Below are 13,592 nucleotides of genomic sequence, written 5' to 3' on the forward strand. Positions count from 1 at the left end.
CCGCGTTCGACTTCGGGAGCGAATTGATGATGACAAACGGCAAGATCGCGGTCGCGATCACGGGAGGCTATCTCCTTGGGCGCACGAAGAAGGCGAAACTCGCCCTCGGGCTGGGCATGTTGCTGGCCGGGAAGAAGATCACGCTGGATCCGCAGCAGCTGAAGAAGTCCCTCGCCGAGACCCCGCTGCTGAGCGGGCTCAACGGACAGGTGCGCCAGGAACTCCTCGACGCGACGCGGAAGGCCGCGACCACGGCCGTGTCCGAGCGGGTGAACGGCCTGGCCGACTCGTTGCACGAGCGCACGGCGGCGCTGCGCGGCGGAGGCGAGGAGGAGGGGGCGGAGGCCGACGCGGAATCCGAACCCGAGCCGAAACCGAAGCCGCCGAAGCCTCCCCGCAAGGCGGCGGCCAAGGCCCCGGCCCGCCCGGCGAAGAAGACGGCCGCGTCCGGGGCCGGCAAGGCGAAGAAGACCGCGAAGACCGCCAAGACCGCCGGGGGCCGCAATGGCTGACACCCTGGGCAAGCTCAAGGACGACCTCGTCAAGAACCCGGCCACCGACCGTCTCAAGGACGAGCTGCGCGCGTACGCCCAGGCGCGGGCGACGCAGGCGATCTCCGGTCTCGGCACCGGCCTCGCCAAGGCCGGTTCGTCGCACCTGAAGGAGTCCCTGAAGGAGTCCGTGAAGGATTCGCTGAAGGAGAAGGTCAAAGGGGCGTTCGGCAAGGGCCGGAACAAGAGCGGAGGCGGCAAGTCGAAGAGTGTGACGGTCGTCGAGGACATTGACGTCGGGGTGCCGGTCCGCGAGGCGTACGACCAGTGGACGCAGTTCCAGGAGTTCAGCACCTTCGCGAAGGGTGTCGTCAGCGTCGAGAAGGCCGACGACACCAGCAGCAACTGGAAGGTGAAGGTCGCCAAGTCCACCCGCAGTTGGCGGGCGAACGTCACCGAGCAGGTGCCCGACGAGCGGATCAGCTGGACCACGGAAGGCGCGAAGGGCACCGTCAAGGGCGTCGTCACCTTCCATCCGCTCGGTGACAACCTCACCCGGGTGCTGCTGGTCCTGGAGTACCTCCCCAAGGGCCTCTTCGAGAAGACCGGCAACATCTGGCGCGCCCAGGGCCGCCGCGCCCGGCTCGATCTGAAGCTCTACCGGAAGTTCCTCATGATGCGCGGCGAGGCCACGGACGGCTGGCGCGGCGAGATCAGGGACGGCGAGGTCGTGGTGGACCACGAGACGGCCGTGGAGGAGGAAGAGCGCGAGGGGGCCGGGGGAGACGCCGAGGGTGACGGTGCGCCGGAGGACGAGTTCGAGGAGGAGCCCGACTTCGAGGAGGAGCCGGAGGCCGACCGGGAGCCGGACGAGGCTGAGGAGCCGGAGCCGTACGAGGACGAGGAGCTCGAGGAGTCCGACGAGGCCGGCGGAGCCCGCCCCCGGCGGCGCGCCGCCACGGCCCAGCGCTGATCGCACCCCGGACCGCCCCCCGGTTCCCCCGGCCGACGCAGATGCGCCCTGGACGAGCGCGTTGGCGCGCGCCGGTGACGCGGCGCCGGGCAGCGGGCCGGACCCGTACCGGGACGGCACCCATGGGAACCGCTGGCCCGGTGCCTATTGGCGATGCGGCGCCGAGGGGCGCGCCGGACCCTGCCGGGGACGGCGCCCCCTGGGGCCGCGGCGGCCCCGGGCCGGATGTGTATCGGGGACGCGGCGCCGCCACTGGCCCCAGGGGCGGGGGTCAGGCGCGTGACGTGGGGCGCGGTCGCCAGATCCAGGGGGTGGCGTCCGGGGCGACGCCGACCACGTGAACGCCCTGGCGGTCCTCCGCCAGCAGCGCCGGGGCGCCGACCGGGATCAGGTGGCCGGGGGAGCGCAGCGGTCTGGCGTCCGGGCCGGTGCCGTACTGGACCTGGACCTCCCCGCCCAGGTCCCGGCCGAGCAGCAGCAGTGTCCGCGCCTCGCGGCGGCCGGTCGGCTGGGCCACGGTGTGCGCGGCGATCGCTCCGTAACCCTCGAAGTGCCGCACCGTGCGGGCGGTGCGGGCGGTGCGGGTGGTGTCGCCGTGGACGGCGGGCACCGTGGCGGCCGGGGCGCGGTAGACCAGTGCGAGGGTGCCGTCGGGGGCCACCGCGGCGCCGAGTGGGTCGCCGCCGGGGCGCGGCAGACCGGTCGGCGGGCGCAGGGCGACCGGGCCGCCGGTCCGTTCCTGGGCCCAGTGGTGGACGGTGTCGCGGCCGGGGGCGAGGACATGGACCCGCCCCTCGGCGTCGAGCAGCGTGGTCAGCCCGTCCTGGATCTCGGCGCCGCCGAGCCGCTGCCAGGGGCCCCAGTGGCCGTCGGCGTCCCGTATCCGGGTGGCGAGTCCCTTGTCCGCGGTCCGTACGAACAGATGGACCCGGCCGTCGGGGGTGGCCACGGCCGCCGGGCAGCCGACCCGGCGGCCGTGCTCGGTGCTGGTCTCGGGGGTGCCGAGTCCGGTCCAGGCGCGGAACGGGCCGTCCGGGCTGCGCTGTTCCAGCGCCACGATCTCGCGGAGGTCGGCCGCCCCCTGCCCGGCCAGCGCCGCGAACCGCAGGGCGATCAGTACCTGCCGCCCCGCACTGTCCCGTACCGCGGTGAGTGCCGGGGCGAGCGGTCCGCCGCCGAGCCCCAGCGGCGTCCCGAACCGTCCGCTGCCGGGCGCCGTCTCGCGCCACCGCACGGCCTGGGTGCCGAGCACGCCGTATGCCACGAGCCGGCCCTGGGCGTCGGTGGTGGGGGCGGGCAGGGCGGTGGGGTAGCGGTAGTAGGTGGAGCGGATCCAGCCCTTGCGGTTCTTCAGCGCGTGCGATCCGCCCTGGCTGTAGTCGCCGCAGCCGGCCGGGTCGCCGCAGTCCCAGTCCGGCGCACCGCCGTAGGACTCGACCGCCTGTGCCTTCCGGGCGAGTACCGCGGGCGGCAGATTGTGCGGCCAGCGCTGGTTGTAGTAGCCGCGGAACGCGGTGGTGGTGAAGCGCGGGGCGTGCTTGTCCCGCCGGGTGGACACGGCCACCCACCGCGCGATCGCCTTCCAGGTGAACAGCGCGACCGGGGTGTGGTCGCGGTGGTCCGAGCAGCCCGGCTGATCGTTGTCCTGGGGGTGCTGGGCGTCGTGCACCTGGAAGTCGGGGTCCGGGTCCAGGGTGTGGATCAGCGTGGGCCGGCAGCGGTCCATGATCTCGGCGAGCACGTCGACCAGCGTCTGGTGGCCGTACGTACTCGGGTGGGTCACGGGGGAGCCGGTGGCCGGAAGGGTGCGCATCACGGTGCCCGGGGTGTTCCACAGCGCGGGGATGCGTACGCCGCCCTCCGACAGCATCGCGATGTTGAGGAAGATCAGCTGGGCGCTGCGGGCGCCGTTCGTCAGGGTGTTGGTCTCCGCGGTGACCCCGCCGGGCAGCCGCAGCACCGACCGCTGCCAGGACGCGAACTGGTCCAGCCCCATCATCCGCGCGTACGCCTGGCGCAGCCCCTGATGGCGGGAGGCGGAGTACGCGGCCTTGTCGGCGCGCGGGACCGGCGTCCCCGGTGCGCGGTTGATGCCCAGCGCCTCGCCCGCCGTGACGTATACGCACACCACCGGGACGCCGGCGCGCAGTACGTGCTCGGCGTCCGGGTTCATGAAGTACAGATCGTCGTCGGGGTGCGCCATGACCTGGAGCAGCAGTGCCTGCTTGTTGCCCACCGGTGAGGTGAAGGGAGCCGCCGCCCCGGGCGCGGTGGCCCGCGCGGGCCCGGCGGGCGCGGATGCCGTGGCGCGGGAGCGGCCGGCGCTGCATCCGGCGGCCCCGGCGGCGCCGGCGGCGGTGAGTGCCGCCAGCGCGGCCAGTGTCTGCCTGCGGGTGGTGCCCGGCAGCGTCCATCGACTGTTCAATTCGGTGACCCTGTCACTTCGGCAGCGCGTAGTTTCCGGCTGCTCCGAGTGAGAGGACGGTTGGCGATCATGGCGGGTTGTCCGATGGCAGGGAGGTATCGGTCACAGACCTCACAGGCCGGACACAGCGGGGGAGCGGATTCCGAACGTCACATTCCGCCCGGCGTCTCACCAGGACACAAGTCCCGACGGGTCACATGTCCCATCGGGACACAACTGCGATAGGATGAAGAACATGACGGCGATGAAGCCCCACCCCGGCACCGCGGACGGCGTGGCCCCGCCCGAGGACCGCAGGCAGCGCAAGGCCCGGCAGACCCGGGAGGCGATGGCCGCCGCGGCCGTCACCCTGATCCTCGAGCGCGGTCTGGCCGCCGTGACCGTCGAGGAGATCGCCGACCGCGCCGATGTCACGCGCCGCACCTTCAGCCGCCACTTCAGCGGAAAGGAAGACGCGGCGCTGGACTTCACCCGGGCCGACGGGGCGCGCATCAACGCCGCGCTGCGGGCCCGCCCGATCGACGAGCCGCCGCTTCTCGCCTACCGCGAGGCCGTCGGGGAGTGGCTCGCCGCCCGGCAGGCGCTGGGCGAGGCCGCCTACGCGCGGTGGCGGAGCCTGCTGCGGCTCGTGGACACCGAACCGACGCTGTTCGCCGCGTACGAGCGGATCCGGGTCGACGCCCAGGACGAGTCCGTGGCGATCATCGCCGACCGGCTCGGCACCGACCCCGCCCGGGACCCGCGCCCGGCCGTCGTCATCGGCGCCGCCGCCGGCGTACTCACCGCGGCCCTGCGCACCTGGGCGCGCGAGGAGCGCGACGACGCCGAAGCCCTTCCGGGCCATGTGAACCGGGCCTACGACGTGCTCATCGAGGAGGCACGCCGAACAGATCAACGGCGGACCGGCTGACGGCCGGCCCCGCCCCCGCACCACCCGAGAGCGAGCAGAACCATGAGCACCACAGAGAAGGCCCCCGAGAACACTTCTGAGAGCGCTTCCGAGAACCCCGCCGAATTCGCCGGGAAGACCGCCCTCGTCACCGGCTCCGCCTCGGGGATCGGTCTGGCCGTGGCCCGCCGCCTGGGCCAGGGCGGCGCCGCCGTCGTCGTGGCCGACTACAACCTGGAAGGCGCGGAAGCCGCCGCCGAGCAGCTGAGGTCGGAGAAGCTCACGGCGGCCGCCGTGCGGGTCGACGTCACCGACGCCGCCTCGGTCGAGGCCGCCGTGAACTTCGCCGTCGACACCTTCGGCGCCCTGCACCTGGCGGTGAACAACGCGGGCGTGGGCGCCGACGGCACGCCGGTCGGCGAGTACGACATCGACGTCTGGAACCGCGTCGTCCGCACCGACCTGGACGGCGTCTTCCACTCGATGCGCTACGAGATCCCCGCCATGCAGGCCGCGGGCTCGGGGGCCATCGTCAACGTCGGCTCCATCCTCGGCACCGTCGGCTGGGCGGGCTCCTCCGCCTACGTCGCCGCCAAGCACGGCGTCATCGGCCTGACCAAGACCGCCGCCCTGGAGTACGCGGACCAGGGCATCCGCATCAACGCGGTCGGCCCCGGCTTCATCGAGACCCCGGCGCTGAAGGGCATGGACCAGGACGCCTACCGCGGCCTGGCCGCCCTGCACGCCACCGGCCGCCTCGGTCTGCCCGAGGAGGTCGCCGAACTGGTCGCCTTCCTCCTCTCCGACCGCGCATCCTTCATCCACGGCAGCTACCACCTGGTCGACGGCGCCTACACCGCTCGCTGACCCCACCCGCTGACCCCCGTCCGGCGGCCGTCACGCGACCGCCGGACCTACCGGTAGCGCGGCAGGTTCTCCGTCGAGATGGTCCACTCGCCGATCGTGATGCCCTCGGCCCGACAGCCGGCGGCGGCGCCTCGCCCCCATCCCCCGGACCCATGCTCACCTACGCCGAAGGCGCGAGAGGCGCCGCACCCGACCGGGCCGAGCTGGGGGTGGGGGCGCGGGCCGCGTCGCCGGCCGCCGGGCCGGGGGGAGCGGGCGCCGGTGGCGGCAGCCGTGCTCGGGGTCCGGGACTGTCGCCGGACTGCCGGACCCGTTCCAGGGGGTGGGGGTACCCCCCCGGAAACTGCTTGACAAATTAGTTGCGTCAGATCAAGCGTTCTGGCGAGGGGTACCCGGAGGGGCCGCCCGGGACCCACCGGCCCGTACTCCGGACCGGACCGCGACCCTCGCGTCGCCGAGCCGCCACGGCCGTAACACCCCACCGGTCCGGCGCCCGGCGGCGGCGCCTCGCCTCCACCTCCCTGCTCCGCTGCTCAATTGCGCCGAAGGCGCGAGACGGCGCCGCACTCGACCGGGCCGAGCAGTCCCGCGGAGCCGTAACGCCGCGTCGGCCTGACCTTCCGTCAGGCGGCGGTCGGCGGGACGGCCTGCTCGGACTCTCGGCAGTCCCGGCAGCGGCCGGGCTGCGGGGCGCGGAAGGCGCGGTCGCAGCCGTCACAGTTCTGGAGGGGGACGACCGCTGGGCGCGAGGTGGGCTGGGCGGTTGGGAGAGGCGGCGGCAGCAGTGCCGTGAGGCGGTGGGCGAGCAGGGCGGCCGGGTGGCGCAGATCGGGCGGGAGGTTCGCGCTCAGGGTGCGGCGTACGGCCTCGGGGGCGGCGCCGCGCTCCAGCCAGGTGGTGACGGCGGGGGCGAGGCGGCGCACATCCCGCTCGGGCAGGAGTAAGCGGTCGTCGTCGCGGCGCAGCTCCGCGAGGAGCGATGCCGCGGCGCGGGCGGGGGTCCCGTGGGGCGCGGGGTCGGCCTGCGGGGTGCGCGGGCGCGGCGGCGCGGAAGTCGGAGGCGGCGGGGGCTGGACGGGGTCGACCCGGGGCAGTGGTGCCGGGCCGGGATCGGTCCGGGGCGGCGGCGCGGGCGGCCTGACCGCCTCGCGCAACTGTGTCTCCCCGGCGCGGCGGCGGGCGCGGGTGGCCCCGGGGTCGTTGTACGAGAACGTCCGGGTGACGATCCGCCCCTCGGGCGTACGCTCCCGCACCCGCTCGAGGTATCCGTACCGCTCCAGCTCCCGCAGCGCGGCGGCGATCCGGTCCCGCCCCTCCGGGAACCTTCCGGCCAGCGTCCTGATGTCCACCTGGGCGCCGTCGGGCAGCGACTGGATGTGCGCGCTGAGCCCGATCGCGGTCAGGGAGAGCTCGCGGTGCTGGGTGAGGTGGTTGCCGATGATCGTGTACCGGGAGGGTTGGTGCTCACTCACATGAGTGAGTCCGCCGGCGGATCGGCGAACCAGGGAAAGCGCGCGCGGGGGCGCGCTAGGCTGCTGCTCAGCCATCGGGAAGCGCCTACTTCCTCGTTGGTCAGGCCCTCGAACGGGATGCCAGTCCCGGCCGGGGGCCGTCGCATGTCTGGGGTTGTCGAGCCCGAGCCTGCCCTGCCGCATGGCCTGTGCGCCAGCCGGAGCGGACGGGATCACCCGTGCGGGTGACCAGGGTGAGGTTTGGATGGGTTGGGTGGGTTCTTTCCGGCGGTTCTTGGTCTTTGATCTCCCGCAGCCCCGGGATTTCGGCTACCGGAGCCAGGGATGCCGGACGCCGGTGCGGGCGGAGGAGGTCAGCGGCGGAGGGCGAGTTCGGCCCAGACCGTCTTGCGGATCAGCTCGCGTACGACGCCCCAGCGGTCCGCCAACTTGCGGGCGACGGGTCGCAACCCCGCTTCGTGACGTACGCGTCCGCGCGCTGATCCGCTGATGCGGCGCGCCCGGTGCCGTTCGGGCCCGGGAGCTCTCGCGTGCCTGCCGCGCGGCAGCCACGGCGCGGAGCCCCCGGAGCGAGGAACCCCTGCGGGCGACGGGTCGCAAGGTGCCCGTCCGGTGGATGTGCTGGGCAACATCTATCGCATCGCCGCTGAGAAGGTTCGCGCTGCGCGAGGGGGCGCTGTGTGATCATTCTCGACACCGGCGCGGTATCCGCCTTTTCCGGTGGACACAAAGGGGTCACCGTCTGCGTGTTCCCGCTCTGTGCCTCATGCAGGCCGAGGGACGGGATGAGCAGGTGTCCCGCATCGTCCTCGCCCTCTCCGGGGTGGTCGTGGATGACCTCGACACGATCGCGGCAGTAAGCGTCGGCGCGATGATCCGCGATGGCTGTGGCGGTGCTGACACCTGCCACGCTCTCTACTGTGCGCTTCCTCGCGCCGAGTGCACGGGTATGTCGATTCTGTTGACGGACAACGAGGACGCATATCCGCCCGGGGTTCTCACCGTCGATATCGACTCGCCCGGCATGCTGGGCTTTCACTGAGCCTGCCTGCGCGGCGGCCAGTGGGCCGGTCGGCCGTCAACCTCGCGCCGTTCGGTTCCTCCCTATGTGCGGCATTGCCGCACATAGGGACGCTACCGTGGATGCACGGTCGAAGATCTCGTTCATGGAAGGACCATGGCACGGTTACACCGTGGACGATCTCTTCGATCTGCCCGACCTCCCGCCGCACACCGAGTTGATCGACGGGAGCCTCGTCTTCCCGAAACCGCAGAACGTCTTCCACTCGGTGGCGCTGTTTCAGTTGACAGACGGACTGCTCCGAACTGTGTCCGACGAGGTCCGGGTGCGTTCGCGGATGACAGTTGTACTGGGACCTTTCAACGCCCCGGAGCCAGACGTCATCGTGGTGCGCGCGGAAGCGGAACGGAGCGATGATCAGTCCCGGTACCACGCCGCCGACGTGGTGCTCGCCGTGGAGATCGTCTCGCCGGACTCCGAGGACCGGGACCGCGAGACCAAGCCCCTCAAGTACGCCGCCGCGGGTATTCCGCACTTCTGGCTGGTCGAGAAGACGGGCGAGGGGCGACCGCCGGCGGTCCACACCTATGAGCTGGACCCGGTCACCAAGTCCTACACGAACACCGGCATCTACCACGAGCGGCTGAAGCTGACCGTCCCCTTCACGATCGACATCGACCTCACCGCGATCGCTCGCAGGTAGAACGGGCATCGGCCGAGTTTGAACCGCCCCCCGCAGGGGGTACGCTTCCGGGCCCCCTGATTGGCATCCGGCAAGTCCCGTATGGCACACTAGCCAGGTTGCTCGGTTGAGTGCCGATGCTGCGCGCCTCCCGCCGGGAGGACCGGAAGCGAGTCCCACAGTACTCGTCGTCCCTGATCAGGGGCGGAAGTACGGGAATCTTCCGGGAAGTGTCAGCGGGGCCCCAGCCAGGCGCCCGGTGGGTGACTTTCTCCCCCAGCAACCCCTTCGGCAGGGAACTCCCTCGCGGAGATCTGTAAGAAGGACTGCGACACGCCCGACCGCGTGGGTCGGAAGTGAGGTGGAGAGGGCCGCGTACGCCACCGGGTCCCAGAGCGTTACGAGAGACAGGACTACGAAGTAGCCATGGCGGGACAGAAGATCCGCATCCGGCTCAAGGCCTACGACCACGAGGTCATCGACTCCTCGGCGAAGAAGATCGTCGAGACGGTGACCCGCACTGGTGCGTCGGTCGCGGGCCCGGTGCCGCTGCCCACAGAGAAGAACGTGTACTGCGTCATCAAGTCGCCGCACAAGTACAAGGACTCGCGCGAGCACTTCGAGATGCGTACGCACAAGCGCCTCATCGACATCCTCGACCCCACGCCGAAGACCGTCGACTCGCTCATGCGGCTCGACCTGCCGGCGGGCGTCGACATCGAGATCAAGCTCTGAGGTGACGCGCGAGATGGCTAAGCAGATCAAGGGCGTCCTGGGCGAGAAGCTCGGCATGACGCAGGTCTGGGACGAGAACAACCGTGTCGTCCCGGTCACCGTCGTCAAGGCCGGTCCCTGCGTCGTGACCCAGGTCCGTACCGATGACGCGGACGGCTACAGCGCCGTCCAGATCGCCTTCGGCGAGATCGACCCGCGCAAGGTGAACAAGCCCCTCAAGGGCCACTTCGCCAAGGCCGATGTGACCCCGCGCCGCCACCTGGTGGAGCTCCGTACCGCCGACGCCGGTGAGTACACGCTCGGCCAGGAGGTCACCGCCGAGGTGTTCGAGTCCGGTGTCAAGGTCGACGTGACCGGCACCAGCAAGGGCAAGGGCACCGCCGGTGTCATGAAGCGCCACGGCTTCGGCGGCCTCGGCGCCGGCCACGGCACCCAGCGCAAGCACCGCTCGCCGGGCTCCATCGGTGGCTGCGCCACCCCGGGCCGCGTGTTCAAGGGCCTGCGCATGGCCGGCCGCATGGGCAATGAGCGGGTCACCACCCAGAACCTGACCGTCCACGCCGTTGACGCGGAGAAGGGTCTGCTCCTGATCAAGGGAGCGGTTCCTGGTCCGAACGGCGGCCTCGTCCTGGTCCGTACCGCGGCCAAGGGGGCCTGAGGTAACCGATGAGCACCATTGACATCCTTTCGCCGGCAGGCGACAAGGCCGGGACCGTCGAGCTCCCCGCGGAGATCTTCGACGCGCAGGTCAGCGTTCCGCTGATCCACCAGGTCGTCGTCGCCCAGCTGGCCGCTGCCCGCCAGGGCACGCACAAGACGAAGACCCGCGGCGAGGTCCGTGGCGGTGGCAAGAAGCCGTACCGCCAGAAGGGCACCGGCCGCGCGCGCCAGGGTTCGACCCGCGCGCCGCAGTTCGCCGGCGGTGGCACCGTGCACGGCCCCGTGCCGCGCGACTACAGCCAGCGCACCCCGAAGAAGATGAAGGCCGCCGCGCTGCGTGGCGCCCTCTCCGACCGGGCGCGCCACGACCGGATTCACGTCGTGACCGGCGTGGTCGACGGCGACATCTCCACCAAGGCCGCGAAGGCCCTGCTGGGCAAGATCAGCGAGCGCAAGAACGTGCTGCTGGTCGCCGAGCGGAGCGACGAGGCCGCGTGGCTGTCCGCCCGCAACCTGCCCCAGGTGCACATCCTGGAGCCGGGCCAGCTGAACACGTACGACGTGCTCGTCTCCGACGACGTGGTCTTCACCAAGGCCGCCTTCGAGTCCTTCGTGGCTGGTCCCAAGGCCGCTGAGAAGACCGAAGGGAGCGCCGCCTGATGAGTGAGGCGACCGCTGTCACCAGCAAGACCTTCACCGACCCCCGCGACGTTCTCGTCAAGCCGGTGGTCTCGGAGAAGAGCTACGCGCTGCTGGACGAGAACAAGTACACGTTCATCGTCGACCCGCGCGCCAACAAGACCCAGATCAAGCAGGCCGTCGAGGCGGTCTTCTCGGTCAAGGTCACCGGGGTCAACACGATCAACCGGCAGGGCAAGCGCAAGCGCACCCGCACCGGTTTCGGCAAGCGCAAGGACACCAAGCGCGCCATCGTGACCCTCGCCGAGGGCGACCGTATCGACATCTTCGGCGGCCCGGTCTCCTAACGGAGATCGGAACGTCCAGAAGTCCGGAATCTTCCGAGGACTGAGAAATGGGTATCCGCAAGTACAAGCCGACGACCCCGGGCCGTCGTGGCTCCAGCGTCGCCGACTTCGTCGAGATCACGCGGTCCACGCCGGAGAAGTCGCTGGTCCGCCCGCTGCACAGCAAGGGTGGTCGTAACAACGCCGGCCGCATCACGGTCCGCCACCAGGGTGGCGGTCACAAGCGTGCGTACCGCGTGATCGACTTCCGCCGTCACGACAAGGACGGCGTCCCGGCGAAGGTCGCACACATCGAGTACGACCCCAACCGCACCGCGCGCATCGCGCTGCTGCACTACGCCGACGGCGAGAAGCGCTACATCCTCGCGCCGCGCGGCCTGTCGCAGGGCGACCGGATCGAGAACGGCCCCGGCGCCGACATCAAGCCCGGTAACAACCTGTCGCTGCGCAACATCCCGGTTGGTACCACTCTCCACGCCATCGAGCTGCGGCCCGGCGGCGGCGCGAAGTTCGCCCGCTCCGCGGGTGCCTCCGTGCAGCTGCTGGCGAAGGAGGGCTCCATGGCCCACCTGCGCATGCCGTCCGGTGAGATCCGCCTGGTCGACGTCCGCTGCCGCGCCACCGTCGGCGAGGTCGGCAACGCCGAGCAGTCGAACATCAACTGGGGCAAGGCCGGCCGCATGCGCTGGAAGGGCGTCCGCCCGACCGTTCGTGGTGTGGTCATGAACCCCGTCGACCACCCGCACGGTGGTGGTGAGGGCAAGACCTCCGGTGGTCGCCACCCGGTCTCGCCGTGGGGTCAGAAGGAGGGCCGTACGCGCTCGCCGAAGAAGGCCAGCAACAAGTACATCGTCCGCCGCCGCAAGACGAACAAGAAGCGCTAGGAGCGGGTTTAGATGCCGCGCAGTCTCAAGAAGGGGCCCTTCGTCGACGACCACCTGATCAAGAAGGTGGACACGCAGAACGAAGCCGGCACCAAGAACGTCATCAAGACCTGGTCCCGCCGCTCGATGATCGTCCCGGCCATGCTCGGCCACACGATCGCGGTGCACGACGGCCGCAAGCACGTCCCGGTGTTCGTCACCGAGTCGATGGTCGGCCACAAGCTCGGCGAGTTCGCGCCGACCCGCACCTTCCGCGGCCATGAGAAGGACGACCGCAAGTCGCGTCGTCGCTGATCAGCGGAAAAGACTCATGACAGACACCGAAGGGACAACCATGGAAGCCAGGGCCCAGGCGCGGTACATCCGCGTCACGCCCATGAAGGCCCGCCGCGTGGTGGACCTCATCCGTGGCATGAGCGCCACGGAGGCTCAGGCGGTCCTGCGTTTCGCCCCGCAGGCCGCGAGCGTGCCGGTCGGCAAGGTGCTGGACAGCGCCATCGCCAACGCCGCGCACAACTACGACCACACCGACGCCGACAGCCTCTACATCTCCGAGGCGTACGTCGACGAGGGCCCGACCCTGAAGCGGTTCCGTCCGCGCGCCCAGGGCCGCGCCTACCGGATCCGCAAGCGGACCAGCCACATCACCGTGGTCGTCAGCAGCAAGGAAGGAACCCGGTAATGGGCCAGAAGGTAAACCCGCACGGGTTCCGGCTCGGCATCACCACCGACTTCAAGTCCCGGTGGTACGCCGACAAGCTGTACAAGGACTACGTCAAGGAAGACGTCGCCATCCGCCGGATGATGACGAAGGGCATGGAGCGCGCCGGTATCTCCAAGGTGGAGATCGAGCGCACCCGTGACCGCGTCCGCGTCGACATCCACACCGCCCGGCCGGGCATCGTCATCGGCCGTCGCGGCGCGGAGGCCGACCGTATCCGCGGCGAGCTGGAGAAGCTCACCGGCAAGCAGGTGCAGCTGAACATCCTCGAGGTGAAGAACCCCGAGACCGACGCTCAGCTGGTCGCCCAGGCCGTCGCCGAGCAGCTCTCCTCCCGCGTCTCCTTCCGTCGTGCGATGCGCAAGTCGATGCAGAGCTCGATGAAGGCCGGCGCCCGCGGCATCAAGATCCAGTGCGGTGGCCGTCTCGGCGGCGCCGAGATGTCCCGCTCGGAGTTCTACCGCGAGGGCCGGGTGCCCCTGCACACCCTCCGGGCCAACGTCGACTACGGCTTCTTCGAGGCCAGGACCACCTTCGGCCGCATCGGCGTCAAGGTGTGGATCTACAAGGGCGACGTCAAGAACATCGCCGAGGTCCGCGCCGAGAACGCCGCCGCCCGCGCCGGCAACCGTCCGTCGCGTGGCAGCGACCGCCCGCAGCGCCGTGGTGGCGAGCGCGGTGGCCGCGGCCGTAAGCCGCAGCAGTCGGCCGCCGCCACCGAGGCCAAGGCCGAGGCGCCCGCCGCCGCGGCCGCTGAGCCCAGCGCCGCCGGAAAGGAGAGCTGAC

General features: G+C 71.0%; 16 protein-coding genes. 14 read left to right on the top strand and 2 right to left on the bottom strand.

The window, feature by feature from the left end:
- The first annotated feature begins 26 nt into the window (after positions 1 to 26).
- Both PS467_RS23965 and PS467_RS23970 read left to right on the top strand, forming a co-directional pair.
- Positions 27 to 512, top strand: a complete 486-nt coding sequence (locus tag PS467_RS23965) for a hypothetical protein (RefSeq protein ID WP_311036971.1) — start codon at positions 27 to 29, stop codon at positions 510 to 512.
- Complete coding sequence (locus tag PS467_RS23970; RefSeq protein WP_311036972.1) at positions 505 to 1,464, top strand: SRPBCC family protein; 960 nt, start codon at positions 505 to 507, stop codon at positions 1,462 to 1,464. Before PS467_RS23965 ends, PS467_RS23970 begins: the two co-directional genes overlap by 8 nt.
- A gap of 271 nt (positions 1,465 to 1,735) precedes the next feature.
- Here the strand turns inward: PS467_RS23970 and PS467_RS23975 are convergent, their stop codons facing one another.
- Entirely contained in the window at positions 1,736 to 3,889 is a 2,154-nt protein-coding gene (locus tag PS467_RS23975; RefSeq protein ID WP_311036973.1) for a PIG-L family deacetylase, read from the bottom strand.
- Positions 3,890 to 4,124: 235 nt separating this feature from the next.
- Between PS467_RS23975 and PS467_RS23980 the strand changes: the two genes are divergently transcribed.
- Both PS467_RS23980 and PS467_RS23985 read left to right on the top strand, forming a co-directional pair.
- Positions 4,125 to 4,799, top strand: coding sequence for a TetR/AcrR family transcriptional regulator (locus PS467_RS23980; RefSeq protein ID WP_311036974.1), 675 nt, complete (start codon positions 4,125 to 4,127; stop codon positions 4,797 to 4,799).
- Positions 4,800 to 4,841: 42 nt separating this feature from the next.
- The gene (locus PS467_RS23985; RefSeq protein WP_311036975.1) at positions 4,842 to 5,645 is read left to right on the top strand and encodes an SDR family NAD(P)-dependent oxidoreductase; all 804 of its coding nucleotides are present in this window, start codon (positions 4,842 to 4,844) and stop codon (positions 5,643 to 5,645) included.
- A gap of 623 nt (positions 5,646 to 6,268) precedes the next feature.
- Here PS467_RS23985 and PS467_RS23990 read toward each other — a convergent pair.
- Positions 6,269 to 7,117 carry a helix-turn-helix domain-containing protein gene (locus PS467_RS23990; RefSeq protein ID WP_432280622.1) on the bottom strand — a complete coding sequence of 283 codons (849 nt, stop codon included), beginning with the start codon at positions 7,115 to 7,117 and terminating at the stop codon, positions 6,269 to 6,271.
- Positions 7,118 to 7,883: 766 nt separating this feature from the next.
- On the opposite strand from PS467_RS23990, the gene PS467_RS23995 reads away from it, so the two are divergent.
- The 10 genes from PS467_RS23995 (at position 7,884) to rpsC (ending at position 13,591) form a co-directional block, all read left to right on the top strand.
- Positions 7,884 to 8,159 carry a hypothetical protein gene (locus PS467_RS23995; RefSeq protein ID WP_311036977.1) on the top strand — a complete coding sequence of 92 codons (276 nt, stop codon included), beginning with the start codon at positions 7,884 to 7,886 and terminating at the stop codon, positions 8,157 to 8,159.
- Positions 8,160 to 8,283: 124 nt separating this feature from the next.
- Complete coding sequence (locus PS467_RS24000) at positions 8,284 to 8,841, top strand: Uma2 family endonuclease (protein WP_311036978.1); 558 nt, start codon at positions 8,284 to 8,286, stop codon at positions 8,839 to 8,841.
- Positions 8,842 to 9,246: 405 nt separating this feature from the next.
- Positions 9,247 to 9,555, top strand: a complete 309-nt coding sequence (rpsJ, locus tag PS467_RS24005) for a 30S ribosomal protein S10 (protein ID WP_003948644.1) — start codon at positions 9,247 to 9,249, stop codon at positions 9,553 to 9,555.
- A 13-nt stretch (positions 9,556 to 9,568) separates the two neighbouring features.
- Complete coding sequence (gene rplC, locus PS467_RS24010; protein ID WP_020869262.1) at positions 9,569 to 10,213, top strand: 50S ribosomal protein L3; 645 nt, start codon at positions 9,569 to 9,571, stop codon at positions 10,211 to 10,213.
- 8 nt (positions 10,214 to 10,221) lie between these two features.
- The gene (gene rplD, locus PS467_RS24015) at positions 10,222 to 10,875 is read left to right on the top strand and encodes a 50S ribosomal protein L4 (protein WP_311036979.1); all 654 of its coding nucleotides are present in this window, start codon (positions 10,222 to 10,224) and stop codon (positions 10,873 to 10,875) included.
- Positions 10,875 to 11,201: a 50S ribosomal protein L23 gene (gene rplW / locus PS467_RS24020; RefSeq protein WP_030835099.1), complete on the top strand. Its 327-nt coding sequence runs from the start codon at positions 10,875 to 10,877 to the stop codon at positions 11,199 to 11,201. Before rplD ends, rplW begins: the two co-directional genes overlap by 1 nt.
- A 47-nt stretch (positions 11,202 to 11,248) precedes the next feature.
- Positions 11,249 to 12,085, top strand: coding sequence for a 50S ribosomal protein L2 (rplB, locus tag PS467_RS24025; RefSeq protein WP_268973740.1), 837 nt, complete (start codon positions 11,249 to 11,251; stop codon positions 12,083 to 12,085).
- Between the two features lie 12 nt (positions 12,086 to 12,097).
- The gene (gene rpsS / locus PS467_RS24030) at positions 12,098 to 12,379 is read left to right on the top strand and encodes a 30S ribosomal protein S19 (protein ID WP_020869258.1); all 282 of its coding nucleotides are present in this window, start codon (positions 12,098 to 12,100) and stop codon (positions 12,377 to 12,379) included.
- Between the two features lie 40 nt (positions 12,380 to 12,419).
- On the top strand, positions 12,420 to 12,767 hold the full coding sequence (rplV, locus tag PS467_RS24035) for a 50S ribosomal protein L22 (RefSeq protein ID WP_030835105.1): 348 nt from the start codon (positions 12,420 to 12,422) through the stop codon (positions 12,765 to 12,767).
- On the top strand, positions 12,767 to 13,591 hold the full coding sequence (rpsC, locus tag PS467_RS24040) for a 30S ribosomal protein S3 (RefSeq protein WP_268973741.1): 825 nt from the start codon (positions 12,767 to 12,769) through the stop codon (positions 13,589 to 13,591). The genes rplV and rpsC overlap by 1 nt, the downstream gene beginning before the upstream one ends.
- Position 13,592: the final 1 nt, after the last annotated feature.

It is taken from the genome of Streptomyces luomodiensis (assembly GCF_031679605.1).
Lineage (GTDB): Bacteria > Actinomycetota > Actinomycetes > Streptomycetales > Streptomycetaceae > Streptomyces > Streptomyces luomodiensis.